This is a genomic window from Planctomycetota bacterium (assembly GCA_016125255.1).
GTDB lineage: Bacteria > Planctomycetota > Phycisphaerae > Phycisphaerales > Zrk34 > RI-421.
This window is the reverse complement of the sequence record WGMD01000002.1, coordinates 203,497-220,038: the sequence shown is the minus strand read 5'-3', so window position 1 is coordinate 220,038 and position 16,542 is coordinate 203,497. Positions and strand designations below refer to the sequence as shown.

The 16,542-nt window shown below is 62.2% G+C and carries 10 protein-coding genes, 1 tRNA gene and 1 pseudogene; 5 read left to right on the top strand and 7 right to left on the bottom strand.

Translation table 11 applies throughout. The features are described 5' to 3' along the window. Positions 1–355: 355 nt before the first annotated feature. Positions 356–1,303, bottom strand: a complete 948-nt coding sequence (locus GC162_02010; protein MBI1367407.1) for a phosphoribosylaminoimidazolesuccinocarboxamide synthase — start codon at positions 1,301–1,303, stop codon at positions 356–358. Between the two features lie 122 nt (positions 1,304–1,425). On the opposite strand from GC162_02010, the gene GC162_02005 reads away from it, so the two are divergent. Beyond that, positions 1,426–3,066 carry a hypothetical protein gene (locus GC162_02005; protein ID MBI1367406.1) on the top strand — a complete coding sequence of 547 codons (1,641 nt, stop codon included), beginning with the start codon at positions 1,426–1,428 and terminating at the stop codon, positions 3,064–3,066. A 67-nt stretch (positions 3,067–3,133) separates the two neighbouring features. Further along, positions 3,134–3,526, top strand: a complete 393-nt coding sequence (locus GC162_02000; GenBank protein ID MBI1367405.1) for a hypothetical protein — start codon at positions 3,134–3,136, stop codon at positions 3,524–3,526. Between the two features lie 10 nt (positions 3,527–3,536). On the opposite strand, the gene GC162_01995 is transcribed toward GC162_02000, so the two are convergent. After that, on the bottom strand, positions 3,537–3,989 hold the full coding sequence (locus GC162_01995) for an Rrf2 family transcriptional regulator (protein ID MBI1367404.1): 453 nt from the start codon (positions 3,987–3,989) through the stop codon (positions 3,537–3,539). A 219-nt stretch (positions 3,990–4,208) separates the two neighbouring features. Between GC162_01995 and GC162_01990 the strand changes: the two genes are divergently transcribed. After that, on the top strand, positions 4,209–5,657 hold the full coding sequence (locus GC162_01990) for a DEAD/DEAH box helicase (GenBank protein MBI1367403.1): 1,449 nt from the start codon (positions 4,209–4,211) through the stop codon (positions 5,655–5,657). A gap of 186 nt (positions 5,658–5,843) precedes the next feature. Then, complete coding sequence (locus GC162_01985; protein MBI1367402.1) at positions 5,844–7,421, top strand: sulfatase-like hydrolase/transferase; 1,578 nt, start codon at positions 5,844–5,846, stop codon at positions 7,419–7,421. A 46-nt stretch (positions 7,422–7,467) separates the two neighbouring features. Here the strand turns inward: GC162_01985 and GC162_01980 are convergent, their stop codons facing one another. Beyond that, positions 7,468–8,919, bottom strand: coding sequence for a DUF1501 domain-containing protein (locus GC162_01980; protein MBI1367401.1), 1,452 nt, complete (start codon positions 8,917–8,919; stop codon positions 7,468–7,470). Between the two features lie 1,939 nt (positions 8,920–10,858). Beyond that, positions 10,859–12,007, bottom strand: a pseudogene (locus GC162_01975) (DUF1549 domain-containing protein). A 204-nt stretch (positions 12,008–12,211) separates the two neighbouring features. On the opposite strand from GC162_01975, the gene GC162_01970 reads away from it, so the two are divergent. Then, positions 12,212–12,299 (top strand) — tRNA-Ser (locus GC162_01970). A gap of 114 nt (positions 12,300–12,413) precedes the next feature. Here GC162_01970 and GC162_01965 read toward each other — a convergent pair. The 3 genes from GC162_01965 to GC162_01955 form a co-directional block, all read right to left on the bottom strand. After that, on the bottom strand, positions 12,414–13,106 hold the full coding sequence (locus GC162_01965) for a tyrosine-type recombinase/integrase (GenBank protein ID MBI1367400.1): 693 nt from the start codon (positions 13,104–13,106) through the stop codon (positions 12,414–12,416). Positions 13,107–13,626: 520 nt separating this feature from the next. Beyond that, on the bottom strand, positions 13,627–15,225 hold the full coding sequence (locus tag GC162_01960; GenBank protein ID MBI1367399.1) for a diguanylate cyclase: 1,599 nt from the start codon (positions 15,223–15,225) through the stop codon (positions 13,627–13,629). 91 nt (positions 15,226–15,316) lie between these two features. Beyond that, positions 15,317–16,489 carry a response regulator gene (locus GC162_01955; protein MBI1367398.1) on the bottom strand — a complete coding sequence of 391 codons (1,173 nt, stop codon included), beginning with the start codon at positions 16,487–16,489 and terminating at the stop codon, positions 15,317–15,319. Positions 16,490–16,542 lie beyond the last annotated feature (53 nt).

The following is a 16,542-nucleotide window of genomic DNA, read 5'->3' as shown; positions in this document are numbered from 1 at the left end:
CGCTCGAGGTGGGTCATTTCACCCACGCTTCCCACAGCCAGCGACAACTTCCTGCGCACCGGCGATGCAAAAATCGCACGGGCGCGTCGTCGTGTTGATATAAGTCCCGCAAAAGCGCGCACGGGGTTGGCGACGCCCACCGCGCCGATGCGCACCGGGCGCGCAGCGTCGCGCCGGGGGACAATGCGGTGCGCGAAAAGTTGCGATATTGAGCGGGGAACGAGGGCGCACGAAAGTGGTGAAAATGGCGGGGTGTGCCGCGCCGGTGTGAATGGGGAATGAGGCGCAAATGAAGCCCGCCCCGCTGAAGCGGGGCGGGCCGGGGGGGCGATGGTGATCGACGATCGTGGGGGGGTCAGAGGACGTCGTCGATGGATTTGCCGGTGAGGCGGTGGTAGGCGTCCTTGTACTTGGCGAGGGTGTTCTCGATGACGTCATCGGGCAGGGCGGGGCCGGGCGGGGTCTTGTCCCATCCGCCGCTCTTGACGAGTCCTTCGAGGTAGTTGCGAACGTACTGTTTGTCGAGACTGTTCTGCTCGCGTCCGGCGGCGTACTCGTCGGCGGGCCAGAATCGGGAGGAGTCGGGGGTGAGGACTTCATCGATGAGGATCGGGCCGGCGCCTGAGCTTGGGTCGATGGGGAGGCCGAATTCGAACTTGGTGTCGGCGATGATGATCCCGCGTTTTGCGGCGTAATTTCGGGCTTCGGAGTAGATTTGCAGGGAGAGGTCACGGAGCTTGGCAGCGGTGTTTTCGCCGACGGTGGCGGCGGCGGTGTCGAAGCTGATGTTCTCGTCGTGTCCGGTTTCGGCTTTGGTGGAAGGGGTGAAGATGGGGTTCTCGATTTTGGAGGAATTGACCATGCCGGCGGGCAGGGGGATGCCGCAAACTTTGCCGGTTTTGGTGTAGTCCTTGAAGCCGGACCCGGTGAGGTATCCGCGGACGATGCACTCGACGGGGATGACGTTGGTTTTGCGGCCGATCATGACGCGGCCTTTGAGCGAGGCGGCCTGCTCGGCGGAGATGCCGGGGATGTCGGCGGGGTCGGTGGAGACGAGATGATGCGGCACGAGGTCCTTGAACATGTCGAACCAGAAGACGCTGATCTGCGTGAGGACGACGCCCTTGCCGGGGACGCCGTTGGACATGACCACATCGAACGCGCTGATGCGGTCGGTGGCGACGATCAGCAGGCCGGGCGAGCCGTCGGGGAGGGTCATGTCGTAGATGTCGCGGACTTTGCCCTGTCGGCGGTTGGGCAGGGGCAGGTCGGTCCGCATGAGGGCGTCAGTGGTGTTGACCATGGCGTTGGCTCCAGATCGGGGTGGAATCGTTGGGCGGGGAAAGGGGCTAGTGTAGCGGAGGCGGGGTTGGATGGCGAGCTTGCCGAACGTGGAAAAGTTGTCAGAATGGGGGGGCGGCGTCGATGGGGACGCCGCCGATATGGCGGAAGCTGCCAAGGGGCCACGACTCCACGGCTTGGGCGTCTCGCCCAGCCCATTGCCGCACTCATCCATACCTTTATCACAAGGGGATGTGGCCCCGCGGCCGGTTGGACATGCTCAAGTTTCACGTGTACGAGAATGGTCGGTTGGCGACCCAGTGGTCCCTGCGCAACGCTCACCTCGTGGGTGCGGAGGATCTGGGCGTGCGCTCTACTATTACCATCGAAAAGGGCGAAATCCTCTGCGAAAAGACCGCCATCGGTCCCGCCGCCCTGTGCCTTCAATTCGAGGTCGAGGGCGTCGGCGAACTGATGCTTCAGACGTGCCTGCTTCCCGAGCGCGAGGAGCCGTACCATCTGACGCTCGAGCTGGCCCGGCATCGGATCATGAAGATGATCGCCAAGCAGGAGGATTGGAATCTGTTCGATCTGCCGGACGATCACGCCGCGTCCAAACGGCTGCTCATCGCCAAGAAAAAATTCTTCGAAGCGCTCAGTGCCGTCGACGACCCCGGCGAGGCGGACAAGCTGGCGCGGATGAGTCTCGTCGCCTCCATTGACGCCTCCGAAGAGATGGCGCTGAGCCATGCCGATACGCTGCTGAAGCGCCGGCTCGAACACGGGGCGGTGTCGCGCCATGTGTTCGGGTGCGGCGTGGCGCTGGATCAGAATCTCGAACGCCTCGCCCCGACGCTGCTGGCGAATTTCGACTACGTCCGTTTCGCCACTTCGTGGCGTCACCTTGAACCCGCCGAGCAGGAATACAACTGGGGCCCGCTCGATGGATGGTGCGAGTGGGCGTTCAAGAATCGCCTGCCGATTCTCGCCGGCCCGGTCGTGAGCTTTACGCCCGATGTCGTGCCGGATTGGCTCTACATCTGGGAGCACGATTACGACACCGTCCGCGATCTGCTCTACGAACACGTCGAGCGGGTCGTGACGCGCTACCGCAGCGTGGTGAGTTTGTGGAACGTGGTCAGCGGCATTCATGTCAACGACCACTTCTCCTTCAACTTCGAGCAGCTCATGGACCTGACCCGCATGGCCATGCTGCTCGTCAAGAAGGTGCAGCCCAACGCCAAGACGCTCATCGAAATCACGCATCCGTTCGGCGAGTATTACGCCGCCAATCAGCGGTCGATCCCGCCGATGATGTACGCGGAGATGGTCTTGCAGAGCGGCATCCCGGTCGACGGGTTCGGCGTGAAACTGCTGATGGGCCAGCCCACCGAAGGCCAGTTCACGCGCGACCTGTTGCAGGTCAGTTCGCTGCTCGACCGTTTCAGCGGGCTGGGCAAGCCCATGCATGTGACCGCCGTCGCCGTGCCGTCGGAGCCGGGCGCTCAAGCGAGCGGCGACCAACCACGCGCCGGGTTCTGGCGACAACCCTGGTCGGCCCATGTGCAAAGCCACTGGCTCGAGGCCTTCTACAACATCACGCTTTCCAAGAATTTCGTCGAGTCCGTCGCCTGGCTCGATCTGGCCGATCACGACCAATCCGTCATGCCCCACGGCGCCCTGATCAAAAACAATCTCCAGCCCAAAAACGCCTTTCGCCGCCTCGTCACGCTCCGCAAGAGTTTTCAGGAGCATGGCTCGCCGACGAGCCCCGGCGCGGCGTGAGCAGGGGCATCCCCGCTCGTGCATCTTCTCCGTTTAGCGACGCCGCTCGCGGCGTGCTCCTCCCGGCATGACGTCCTCGCCGCCCCAACCCGCTGACCCGCTGCCGCATCGCCTCTTTGTCGCGCTCGCCGCCGCGCTACTGCTGACGGCGTGTCTCTACTTCGCACGCAACGGGCGCTCGACCGTTGACGCACCGATCAATTACACCATCAACCTCAACACCGCCGACGCCCCCACGCTCCAGCTCCTCCCCGGCGTCGGCCCCGCGCTCGCCCAACGCATCATCGCCGACCGCGCCGAACATGGCCCCTATCGCTCCATCGCCGACCTCGCCCGCGTCAGCGGCATCGGGCCGAAATTAACCGAACGCATTCGACCGTATGTGAGCTTCGGGGAGCAGGGATCAGGGGCTGAAGATCAGGGGGCGATCGTTCCCCGATCTCCGACCCCCGATCCCTGACCCCTGATCTTCATCTTCCCCGCACCGTGACCGTCGCCGTCTTCGCCGATTCGCACAGCGGCGTGCTGGCGGTTTTCTCCGTGAGCAGTTCGTCGATGGTCGTCGTGCCGAACGCTTTTTCGATCAGCGCGATCGCGTCGTCGAGGCGGCGGTGCAGGGGGCAGAGCTTGATGTGGCTTTTGAGATCGAGCGGGCAATGCTCGATGCGGCGAATCGGTTCGATCGCATCGACGACGTCGAGCATCGTGATCTTCTTGGGCGAGCGCGTGAGCACCGAGCCGCCGTGCAGCCCGCGCTGCGAACGGATCAGTCCCGCCCGGTTGAGCTGTTTGAGCACCTTCGCCAGATAGCCCGCCGGGACCTTGGTGAGCTTGGCCAGTTGCTGCCCCGTCTTGGGCTCCTCCGGGCTCGACGCCAGACAGACAATCGCGCGAAGGGCGTATTCGGTCGTGGTGGAAAGCACTATTTTCCGCTCCATCAGAAGGACACATGTCGATCCATCCGCTTAAATCCGCTTTTTGGATATGGACATTCTATTATCAACCCGCGACCGGTCCATCCGGGAGGCATCACCTTTCTTCAATGCAGCAATGGATATCTTGTCGATACAGCCCTAAACTGGATGCTCGACAGATACCTCCCTTTTCCGTTGGGGCTTCCCCACCGAAAGTTGAAATCGATCATGGCATTTGAAAAGCTCATGCTAATTGAGCCGCTGCTGCGGGCGATCCGCGGCAAGGGCTACGCCGCTCCCACACCCATTCAGGCCCAGGCGCTGCCGCCGATCCTCGAAGGCCACGACCTGCTCGGCTGCGCTCAGACGGGCACGGGCAAGACCGCGGCGTTCGCGCTGCCGATCCTGCAGCGCCTCCATCACCACGTCGGTTCGCACGCCCCGCAAGAGCCGCACGCGCCGCGCGGCGGGGGCAAACACTATCACCCCCGCGCCCGCCACGAGCGCGGTCCCGTCCGGCCGATCCGCGCCCTGATCCTCAGCCCGACCCGCGAACTGGCCGCCCAGATCGGCGACAGCTTCACCAATTACGGTCGCCACACCGGCCTGCGTCACACCGTCATCTTCGGCGGCGTCAAGCAAGGCAGCCAGGTCGCCGCGCTCCGCAAAGGCGTGGACATCCTCGTCGCCACGCCCGGCCGACTCCTTGATCTCATCAATCAGGGTTTCGTCAAGCTCGACCAGATCGAAATCTTCGTCCTCGACGAAGCGGACCGCATGCTCGACATGGGCTTCATTCACGACATCCGCAAGGTCGTCGCGATGGTGCCTGCCGAGCGTCAGACGCTGCTGTTCTCCGCCACGATGCCGCGCGAGATTCGATCCCTCGCCGATTCGATTCTTCGCAAACCGGTGACGATCACGATCGCCGCGCAGTCGGCGGCGGCGGACACCGTGCATCAGGTCGTCTATCGCGTCGAGCAGCCCAACAAGCCCGCCTTGCTCGAACATCTGCTGGCCGACCCCGCCATGTCGCGCACGATCATCTTCGCCCGCACCAAGCGCGGCGCCGACCGCATCGTTCGCCGCCTCAACTACCCGAACTTCGTCGCCGAGGCGATCCACTCCGACAAGTCGCAGGCCGCCCGGCTCAAGGCCCTGCACAACTTCAAGAAGGGCATGACACGCGTGCTGGTCGCCAGCGACATCGCCGCCCGCGGGCTCGACGTTGATCAGATCAGCCATGTCATCAATTACGACATGCCCAACGACGCCGAGACGTATGTGCACCGCATCGGCCGGACCGGCCGCGCGGGTCAGCAGGGCCACGCCATCTCGTTCTGCTCCGAAGAGGAGCGGGGGAGTCTGCGCGATGTGGAGCGCATGCTCAAGCGCCCGTTGGAGGTCATCGTGCATGGATTCAACGGCGGCGGCGGTTCGCCGGCGCCAGTGAAGAAAGAGCGCGTGCCGCACCCGCTGCATCAGGGTCAGGGACAGGGCCAGGGCCAGGGTCAGAATCGGGGCCACAAGAATAAGTCCGGACGCAAGCCCCGGCCCGAAGGGCACCCCGATCAGAAGAAGGCGGCGTTCTGGAAAGGCCGCCCCAAGAAAAAAGGCCGCCGTCCGAGTGGTGGTAAAGACCGCTCGACCGGCGCGGGCCGGCGCCGGGGGGCGTGAGGACAGAGGTCAGAGATCAGATTCAAAAGCCGCCGATTTCGGCGGCTTTTTTATGGGGTGATACAATCGAACCTGAGGCGTGAACGTTCAGACATCGATGGGACATCAACCGTGCATGCGCATTGCGCATGTGCACGTTTTGAAGACACCTGTGCTGACGGATATTGATCTTACGAGGAACACGATATGCTCAAGCCACGACTTACCCGGTTCGCGTTTGCCTGTGTCGCGATGCTGATCGCACGCGCGTCCGTTGGCGCTGCCGACCGGCCCAACATTTTGTTCGCCATCGCCGACGATGCGTCGTATCCGTACATGGGGGCGTACGGGTGCTCGTGGGTCAAGTCGCCGGGGTTCGATCGCGTGGCCAAGGAAGGGCTCCTCTTCACGCATGCGTACACGCCCAACGCCAAGTGCGCCCCGTCGCGCGCGTGCATCATCACCGGCCGCAACTCGTGGCAGCTCGAAGCGGCGGCGAACCACTGGTGCTACTTCCCCGAGAAGTTCAAGTCGTACGTCGAAGCGCTGGGCGAACACGGATACTTCGTGGGTAAGACGGGCAAGGGGTGGGCGCCGGGCGTGGCGGAGATCGACGGCAAGCCGCGCCAGTTGGTGGGTACGCCCTTCGAGAAGCAGCGCGCCAAGCCGCCGACGACGGGAATCAACAGTGATGATTATGCGGCGAATTTCAACGATTTTCTCGACGCCGCACCGAAGGATCAGCCCTGGTGCTTCTGGTACGGATCGACGGAGCCGCACCGCGGGTATGAGTACGGGTCAGGCATCGCCAAGGGCGGCATGAAGACGAGCGACATCGATCACGTCCCCGCCTTCTGGCCCGACAACGAAACCGTCCGCACGGACATGCTCGACTACGCCTTCGAACTCGAACACTTCGACAAGCATCTCGTCCGCATGCTCGACGAACTCGACAAGCGGGGCCTGCTGGCGAACACGATCGTCGTCGTCACGGCTGACAACGGCATGCCGTTCCCGCGCGTCAAGGGGCAGGAATACGAGATGAGCAATCATCTGCCGCTGGCGATCATGTGGCCCAAGGGCATCGCCAAGCCCGGGCGGGTCATCGATGACTACGTGAGCTTCATCGACTTCGCACCGACGTTCATCGAGGCGGCGGGATTGTCATGGGCGCAGACGGGCATGGCCGACTCGCCGGGACGTAGTCTTTTCGACATCTTCCGATCCGAGTCGGCGGGGATCGTCAATCCGTCCCGCGATCATGTGCTCATCGGCAAGGAGCGGCACGATGTCGGTCGCCCGCACGATGTGGGCTACCCCATCCGCGGCATCGTCAAGGGCGGCGTGCTGTACATCCAGAACTTCGAAACCGACCGCTGGCCCGCGGGCAATCCCGAAACCGGTTACCTCAACTGCGACGGCAGTCCAACGAAAACCGTCATTCTCGAGGGCCGCACCAACCCCCAGACGCACAAGTATTGGGAATGGTCCTTCGGCAAGCGGCAGAATGAAGAGATGTTCAAGGTCGACACCGATCGCGAATGTCAGCTCAACGTGTCGAGCGACCCGGGCGCGAAGGCGGTCAAAGAGGCGCTGTCATCGCAGATGATGACGGAGCTCAAGGCCCAGGGCGACCCGCGCATGTTCGGACAGGGCTACGTGTTCGACCAGTACCCGTGCGCGAGCAAGGGCGAGAAGGACTTCTACGAGCGATACATGAGCGGCGAGAAGATCCGTGCGGGATGGGTGAACCCGAGCGATTTTGAGAAGACGCCGATTCAGTGACGTGTATCAATTGGGCGGGGGGACTGAAGTCCCCCCGCCTCGAAATTTATGCCAGCACATCGTGCACGACGTTGCCGTGCACGTCGGTGAGTCGATAGTCGCGGCCCTGGAAGCGGAAGGTCAGCTTGGTGTGATCGACACCCATGTTGTAGAGAATCGTGGCGTGCAGGTCGTGAATATCGACGGGGTTTTCGGTGATGTTGTAGGAGTAGTCGTCGGTCGCGCCATAGGTCAGACCTCCCTTGATGCCGCCGCCGGTCATGAAGATGGTGAAGCAGCGGGGGTGGTGATCGCGGCCGTAGTTGGTGGCGGTGAGCTGGCCCTGGGAGTAAACGGTTCGGCCGAATTCGCCGCCCCAGATGATGAGTGTGTCATCGAGGAGCCCGCGCTGATCGAGATCGCGGATCAGCGCGGCGGTGGCTTGGTCGACGTCGGAGCACTGGCCGTGGATCTGCTGCGGCAGACTGCCGTGCTGGTCCCACCCCATGTGAAATAGCTGGATGAATCGCACATCGCGCTCGGCGAGGCGACGGGCGAGCAGGGCGTTGGCGGCGTACGTGCCGGGCTTGCGAACGTTCGGGCCGTACATATCGAGTACAGACTGCGGCTCATTGGAAATGTCCGTCAGATCCGGCACGGACATCTGCATGCGATACGCCATCTCGTACTGCCCGATGCGCGTGTTGATCTCGGCGTCCTGTTTGCTTTCGAAAGCGCGCTCGTTGAGGGCGGCCAGTTCATCGAGCATCTGCCGGCGCATGTCGCGCTCGATGCCGCTGGGGTTGGAGAGGTAGAGCACGGGATCGGAGGCGGAACGCAGTTTCACGCCGGCGTGCGAAGTCGGCAAAAATCCGCTGCCCCAAAGTCGATCATACAGCGGCTGGCAACTCGGGCGACCGGTGCCCCGCGAGATGAGCACGACGTACGCGGGCATGTTCTGATTGTGACTGCCCAGCCCGTAGCTCATCCACGCCCCGATGCTCGGCCGACCGGCGAGCTGGAAGCCCGTCTGAAAAAACGTGATCGCCGGGTCGTGGTTGATCTGCTGCGTCTGCATCGACTTGATGAAGCAGAGGCGATCCGCCTGCCCCGCGATGTGCGGCAGGAGTTCGCTGACCCACGCCCCGCCCTGTCCGTGCTGCGCGAATTTGAAGATCGAATTGGCAATGGGAAAGCTCTTCTGTCCGCTGGTCATGCCGGTCAGGCGCTGCCCGCGGCGGACCGAGTCGGGCAGGTCCTTGCCGCGCTCGCTGACCATCTGCGGCTTGTAATCGAACAGGTCCATCTGCGACGGGCCTCCCGACTGAAACAGATAGATGACGCGCTTGGCGCGCGGCACGAATTCGATCGTCGCCTGCGGGATGTGCTGCTTTGCCGTCGAGCCGAACGCGGACGGAGCGAGCAGCGAACCGAGCGCGATCGATCCGATGCCGGCGGCAGAGCGGCCGAGCAGTTGGCGGCGGGTCAGGAAAAGGCGACGGTGCATGGCGGGGTCCATGTGCATGGCGTTACTCCCGGTTGATCGTTTCGTCAAGGTTGAGGATGTTCAGCGCGACCGTCGTGTACGCCGCCAGATCGACGGGATCGACGTCCTTCGCCGCCGGCTTCTCGCCTTCGGCGATCAGACTCGCGGCGTCGGAGGGTTTGGACGCGAAGGTCGCCCGCCGCTGATCGAAACCGCGCCGCAGCACGGCCAGTTCCGCCGCTGCCGGCTGACGCGCCAGCAACGCGGCGAACATGAAACCGATACGCTCATCGGGTGTTTTCGCCGACTTGATCGCCCGCGTCGCCAATTCGCGCATCGCCTCGACATACGTGACGTCATTCATCAACGCCAACGCCTGCAACGGCGTGTCCGTCCGCGAGCGGCGGATCGTGCATGTCTCCCGCGTCGGCGCATCGAATGTCGCCAGCGCCGGCGGCGGCACCGAGCGCTTCCAGAACGTGTACAGACTCCGCCGGTAAAGCGCCTCGCCGTGATCCTGCACGTAAAAGTCCGTGCTGCGCTTGCGGTCCTTGAACGACACTTCCTCCCAAAGTCCCTCGGGCTGATACGGCTTGACCGACGCCCCGCCGATCTTCTCCACAAGCAGCCCGCCGGCGAACAGCGCCTGATCGCGGATCGTCTCGGCCGGCAGACGCACGCGCGTCATGTGCGAGAGCAGCCGGTTCTCCGGATCGCGCTCGATCGTTTCGGGCCGGCCCAGCGACGACTGCCGATACGTGGCGCTCATGACCATCATCTTGAGCATGCCTTTGATGTCCCACCCCGCCCGCGGCAGTTCCGTCGCCAGATAATCGAGCAGTTCGGGATGCGAGGGCCATTCGCCCTGCGTGCCGAAGTCCTCGCTGGTCTTGACGAGCCCCGTGCCGAAGAGCATTTCCCAGAGCCGATTCACCTCCACGCGAGCCGTCAGCGGGTGATGTCCGCTGACAAGCCACTGTGCCAGCGCCAGCCGATCGTGCGCCATTCCCTCGGGCAATGCGGGCAGCGCGCCGGGCACGTTCGCCGTCACCTTCTCGCGCTTCTGATCGTACTGCCCGCGATTGAGCACGAACGAATCGCGCGGCTTGTCCATCTCCTTCATGACCATCACGTACGTCGTCGATTCCTTCTCGAACTCCGTCTGCGCCTTGCCCGCGGCGGCGCGGTCGGCGACCGCCTGCTTCATGTCCGCAAGCGTTGAGAGGAAATACGCATCCAGCCGCTTGTTCTGATCCGCCGAACGCTTCTTCGCCGCTGTCGTCAACGCCGCGAACACATCCTGCGGCAGCCCGCCGTGATTGTTCAGCTCGATCTTCGGCAGGTTCGTCACACTCAGCACAAATCGCCCGATACCCTCACGCGGATAGCGCGATTCGTGCTTCATCGTGACAATCAACTGCGTGCCGGCCCGGCCCATGACCGGCGTCTTGAAGGTGAACACCGCCGATCGGTTTTCGGCGCGTGTATTGCCGTCCACCGCCCAGCCCGTGCCGGGCTTGCCGTCCAGCGTGTTCTTGATGGGCCAGCCCTTCTGCTCGTAATCCGCTTCGGCGTCGGCGATCGAAACCGGCCTGGGCTCCGCATCGCCGGGATTGCGCACCGACACTTCGAAGCCGGTCAACACGAAATTGCCGCCGGCGCTGATGCCCAGACTGCCTTTGCCCAACGACGGATGCGTCAGCGCGTCGAGCCGCAGGCCTGTGACCTTCCGCTGACCCAGATCGATCGTCACGGTGTACACCGGCTTGTCGTCCGCGTTGTCTCCCGAGGCGAGGTACGAACCGTCATCGAGCTTCGTGAAGCTCACGCCGCCCGTCGCTTCGACCTCGACCGGATCGACCGCGTCCCATCCCTTTCCGTCCGCCTTGAGCGACGCGAGCGTGTCCGATTCCCATTTCTTGCGCTCTTGAGAATGCTTGCTCGCGATCTCGTCCAGCCGCTTTTCCGCAGCCGCGACCTGTTCCTTGACCTTCTCGTACGCCGCTTCCTCGCCGCGCACCGCCACGCGCATGTACGGCGTGGCGACACCGGCCCGTCCGTCCTTGCCGTTCTCCGGCACGTTGTTGAAAAACGCGAAGAACGAATAAAAGTCCTTCTGCGAAATCGGGTCGAACTTGTGATCGTGACACCGCGCACAACCCATCGTCAGCCCCATCCAGACTTCCGACGTCGTGTCCACGCGGTCGATGACATACTCCGCCGCGAACTCGGCGGGGATGATCCCGCCTTCGTCATTGATGCGGTGATTGCGGTTGAATCCCGTCGCAATGATCTGCTCGGTCGTGGCGTTCGGTACCAGGTCGCCGGCGAGCTGGTCGATGGTGAACTGGTCATAGGGTTCATTGCGGTTGAATGCATCGATGACCCATTCGCGCCAGCGCCATTGAAACCGCTCCCAGTCCGCCTGATAGCCCATCGTGTCCGCATAGCGCGACACATCAAGCCAGACCTGCGCCATGCGCTCACCGTACCGCGGCGAAGCCAGCAGCCGATCGACCGCCTTTTCGTAAGCATTGGGCGATTGATCCGTGACGAACGCCGCGACTTGCTCCGGCGTCGGCGGCAGCCCCGTCAAATCCAACGTCACGCGCCGAATCAACGTCACACGATCCGCCGGCTCAGACGGTGTCCAACCCTCACGCTCCAACCGCGCAAGCACGAAGTTGTCGATCGCATTGACGGGCCAATCCGCATGCTCAACCTTCGGCACCTCCGGCCGCACTGGCGCGATGAATGACCAATGCGGCTCGTACTCCGCCCCTTGATTGATCCATGCCTTGAGCAACTCAATCTGCTTCGCCGTCAGCGACTTGCCCGAGTCGGCTGGGGGCATGCGGTCTTTCGGGTTCGCATTCGTGATCCGCGCGATGAGTTCGCTCTGATCCGCATGCCCGGGCACGATGGCGTGACGACCCTTATCGAGTTCAGCAATGGCCCCCTCGCGATGATCGAGTCGCAGATCCGCCTCGCGCGACGCCGAATCGGGGCCGTGGCACTTGAAGCAGTTGTCGGAAAGGATGTGCTGAATGTCGCGATTGAACCCGATTTTCCGGGCAGGTTCCGCCGCTTCGATCGGCATCGACAACTGAGCGATCAACATCAGCGCCGCCATCGGGCGGAGCACGATTGAAAGACGATGCATCATCATGTTGATTCCATCAACCGCGGCGGGTTCCAGATAATAACGTCCTCTGGCGTTCATTTATTGTACCCGCGCCGGCGGGGGCGGGCATCTTTTGATTTCGATGCCAGAGGGGTTTATCATATCGCTCCACAGGGCCGCCCAGCGCCGCCCGATCCACCCGGAGAGGTGTCCGAGCGGCTGAAGGAGCCGGTCTCGAAAACCGGTGTGGCGCACTGCGTCACCGTGGGTTCGAATCCCACCCTCTCCGCTTTCTTTTTGACGCCCTTGCAAGCGACTGATCTGACAGTCACTTACAAGGGCGTCTTTCGTAGGCACACTCAACTGTGCCTAAATTGTGCCTTTTGAGCTCTCGGATCATCATTCATGATGCCTTCTGTTCCTTTCGCGCGACTCGTTCCGTCATGTCGATCGACGTGCACTGCTCGGCGCCGAGGATGTTTTCGATGACGCTCTCTCTGGCGTGGTAGTCGTGGGCGACCATCGCCGAGTCCTGATGTCCGACCATCTGCATGACCATCTCACGCGGGATTCCTTTGTCAGAGCAGTTGCTGCAGAAGTAGTGGCGGAAGCTATGCACGCGACCGTCAGCGAATCCGAGTTCACCGTCGGATGAGGGGAACCGAGATGCCAGAGGTTTGATTACTTTCTTGATGAGCGTGTTGAGCACGGTGTTCTTACTGAGCCGGCCGCCGCAGGGACCTTGGAACACCCGCCCGTTGGCGGGCCGCGTGATGGTCTGCAGCAATTCGCGGAGCGACTGCATGATGTAGATGCATCGGCTTTGATGTGATTTGGTGGTTCGCTTCTCCTGACCAACCTTCGTGCCGCCGCGCGATGTGTCCGTGAGATGAATGTTCTTCAGGTTCGCGTCGATGTCCGACCACTTGAGGGAGCAAAGCTCGCCGATCCGCATGCCCGTGTGGCAGAGCGCGAGGATGACGTCGCCGAGCCAGTGAAGTCTGGTATCCGCGTAGCAATGCTCGAGCATGGCGTCGACCTCATTTTGCGTGTAGCAGTAGGTGGTCGTACCGGTCGGCTTCGCCGTATCGAGCATCGTGACGAACAACTACTTTGAGCAGCCGCCGCGGCTTGGTTTGGGACTGATGCTTCTGCCACATGAGAATCTCCGATCAATATAGAAGGCGTGGCCAGCGGCCACGCCGAGTCCGTGCGATCGCCCCAGCCGAAACGCTCGGCGGGTTGCGGCCGCTGATTTTGTCGGTGAAATCAAATGTCCCCGACCCCCCGGGCTGCATCGCTTCACGTCATCCAAGCGGTAAGGCACCCCAGGGGAGTGTGACGCATCGGAGGGGATTATTCAGCCCGGAGGCGTCACCGGAGCGAATCAGCAATGAAAGGAATACCTAACTGCCAACAGGCGTCCGGCATGTTCAAGTCCCCGCCCATATCCACGTCCGTCTAGTACTTGAGTTACGCATCATGTTTTATCGATGTGAATCCCTTTGCTAGGGATTGTCGCCCAGTTGTAATCTCTTACCTCGACTTGACCAGTTCTCGGGGATTTGATCAATCTACCCACAGATCCTACGTCCACCACACCTGCCTCTTGTGCGCTATGCGGCAAGATTTCGGCGCGGCAGGAAGCTTGCGGTGATCAACTCAATTACGGACGATGGCGGCAGATCATGACATTCGCGACGCAGTTCACGAATCGCGGCATCCAGGGACAGTGCCGCCCGATGCGGGCGATCAGCGACCATTGCGGCCAGCCGTTCCGCATAGAGGACAATTTGTCCGCCGAGCAGCGTATCGTTGATTTGGCATTCCCCGTCGACAAATGTCGCCGAGGTGGTGCCGGCCCATTGGGTAGTCAGACTGTCGGCGCCCAATCGTTCGGCCAGGTGAGCCGCGAAACCCGAAATGTCGCGCTTGATGGATCGCTCAACGGGTGAGAGGCCGCTCGGTTTGACCAACATGCAATCCGGGATCATCGCCTTGCCCACCGCACGAATCAACGCCGCCGCCTCCAGCCGGGAGCGGTCCGCCGGATCGAAGTCCAGCCGATCCGCAAGTTCAAGCGCAATGTGTCGAACACGCTCGCCATGCAGCACGATCTGCGACCACTGGTCATTGCTCATCGTTTGAATAATGTCGCACACCAGCGCGTCGCGCCGCCGACAGACATCCCACTGCATGTTCGCACCGGCACGCGTCGCCGCGTTGGAGATTTCGACCATCTGAGCGTGACAGACTCTGTTGCGGCCGATGCTCTTGGCCAGATACAACGCCTCATCCGCGCGGGCGATGGTGGTGTGATGAAAGCGATTGGTGCGTACGTGCGCCACCCCGACGCTTGCCGTCGGGCGAAGCGCCTGTCCGCAAACCTCCATCTGTATCTGCGCGATGGAGCGCCGAATGGCGTCGCCGACGCCCCACGCTTCCGTCAGCGTCGGCGCATCGGCGACGACCAGAAATTCCTCGCCGCCCCAGCGGACAACGGTATCGCTCAACCCGACGCTCTGGCGGATCGCCGTCGAGACGGTGCGGAGCAGACGATCCCCGACGTCGTGCCCGTAACGATCGTTGACCTGCTTGAAGTGATCCAGATCGACCATGATGCACGCGATCCAGCCGCGCCGGTCGGTTTCCCATCGCTGTTCGCTCAGGCATCGCTCAAGATGTCGCCGATTGCCCAATCCGGTCAGCGAATCGGTTTCCGCCAGGCGCACGAGAAATCGTTCACGACGCTCCGCGCGACGCCGGTTGGCCCGTCGCTGACGCGCCGCCTGAATCGCGCCTTCGATGCAGTGCCACAAGGTGTCGCCCGCCACCGCCTCCTGTTTCGGGATGAAATCGACAATGCCCGCACGGAAGCTTTCGATGGCGATCCGCTGATCGTCCCGACTCGACACGATAATGAACGGGCAGCCGTTGCGCAGAGGTTCGGCCGACTGAAGGAGCGCCGCGGCGGAAGTGTCCGGCAACATGAAGTCCATCACCACGCAGTCGTATTGATAATTCGCCAGCGCAGCCAGAAGCTCGCGCCCGCGCGACACCACGGAAATCCGCACATCCGGAGCCGCCGAACGAACCGCTCGCACCAAAAGATCCTGATGGTCGGGTTCGTCCTCGGCCAGAAGCAGGTGAACCGGTCGTTTCATTCCCATACTCTTCTCCAAAACAATGCTTACGGAATCATGCAAAATCCACATCGGAACAATGTTGAGAAAATGCGCCCGTGACAAATTGAATCGGTAGCCGCAATCTCCGGGTCCATACGCAATAGCGCGTAGCCGTGCCGATCTAAGTCGGATCCGCCAGGTCGATCTGCACCTCAATGATCTGAGGAACACAGCCGAGAAATGCGTCGAGCACCTGTCCGTCGAAATGGCGATACCGTTGTTCGTTCATGATCTCAAAGCAATGCTCCCTCGGAATCGCCGGCTTGTACGGCCGCCGCGAGCTCAGCGCATCAAAGACGTCCGCCACCGCGACAATCCGTCCCGCCAACGGAATGTCCTCACCCGCCAGCCCCAGCGGATAGCCGGTTCCGTCCCATCGCTCGTGATGTGTCAGAGAAATCTGACGCGCCAATTCCAAAAGGTCGAATCCTGTATCGCCGATGATGTCCGCCCCCAGTTCCGTATGACGTTGAACACGCTGCATTTCGGAAGGCGACATCTGCTCGAACACGCGCGACCCGCGCACCGCATGCTGCTTCATTAAATCGAACTCCTCTTCCGTGAGTTTGTCCGGCTTGAGCAGAATCGCATCGGGAATACCGATCTTGCCGACGTCATGAAGCTGCGCCGCCAATTCAATGGATTCAATAAAGTTCCGATCGCAACACATCGCTTCGGCGATAATCGTCGAGTAGCGGCCCACGCGCAGTACGTGGCGGCCGGTGTCGTTGTCCCGGAATTCACCCGCACGGGCAAGACATTCCACCACCTGCCGCCGCGTCAACGTCAACAGCTTCGTCCGGGAACGCACTTCGGATTCGAGGCGCCGCGCGCGGCGCGCCAGTCGATCATGATACAGCCGGATGGTCGCGGCATTGCGCGTACGAGCCGTCAGCTCGACGGGGTCGCACGGCTTGGTTAGAAAGTCCGTCACTCCCAATCGCAATGCCTTGGTCCGATTGGAGTGCGATCCCGACGCGGTGAGCATTAGCACCGGAATGGATGCGGTGCGTTCCTTGGCCTTAAGCTGTTGAATGATCTGCAGACCCGTGATGTCCGGCATTAGAAGGTCCACCAGAACGACGCACAGCGGATCCGCTTCGATGTCCCGCAGGCCGTCCAGCGGGTCGGTGTATCCGACGACATTGATGAATCCGCTTTCCCGCAATTGACCTGTCACGACCGAGAGCGAAATGCGATCGTCGTCAATGACGACGATGCGCAATTCATTTGCCCGGTCATCAAAACTGAAGGTCGTCGCCCGGCTTGCGGTAGACGTGTCGGCCTCACTCATGTGGCGGCTCCCGCGATATCCAATCCATCGTCATCGAGGCGATGAGTCTGTGT

Excerpts from the sequence above, each read along its gene's own strand:
- GC162_02010 (MBI1367407.1), bottom strand. The coding sequence starts at position 1,303 with ATGGTCAACACCACTGACGCCCTCATGCGGACCGACCTGCCCCTGCCC.
- GC162_02005 (MBI1367406.1), top strand. The coding sequence starts at position 1,426 with ATGGGGACGCCGCCGATATGGCGGAAGCTGCCAAGGGGCCACGACTCC.
- GC162_02000 (MBI1367405.1), top strand. The coding sequence starts at position 3,134 with ATGACGTCCTCGCCGCCCCAACCCGCTGACCCGCTGCCGCATCGCCTC.
- GC162_01990 (MBI1367403.1), top strand. The coding sequence starts at position 4,209 with ATGGCATTTGAAAAGCTCATGCTAATTGAGCCGCTGCTGCGGGCGATC.
- GC162_01985 (MBI1367402.1), top strand. The coding sequence starts at position 5,844 with ATGCTCAAGCCACGACTTACCCGGTTCGCGTTTGCCTGTGTCGCGATG.
- GC162_01980 (MBI1367401.1), bottom strand. The coding sequence starts at position 8,919 with ATGGACCCCGCCATGCACCGTCGCCTTTTCCTGACCCGCCGCCAACTG.
- GC162_01965 (MBI1367400.1), bottom strand. The coding sequence starts at position 13,106 with ATGCTCGATACGGCGAAGCCGACCGGTACGACCACCTACTGCTACACG.
- GC162_01960 (MBI1367399.1), bottom strand. The coding sequence starts at position 15,225 with ATGTGGATTTTGCATGATTCCGTAAGCATTGTTTTGGAGAAGAGTATG.
- GC162_01955 (MBI1367398.1), bottom strand. The coding sequence starts at position 16,489 with ATGAGTGAGGCCGACACGTCTACCGCAAGCCGGGCGACGACCTTCAGT.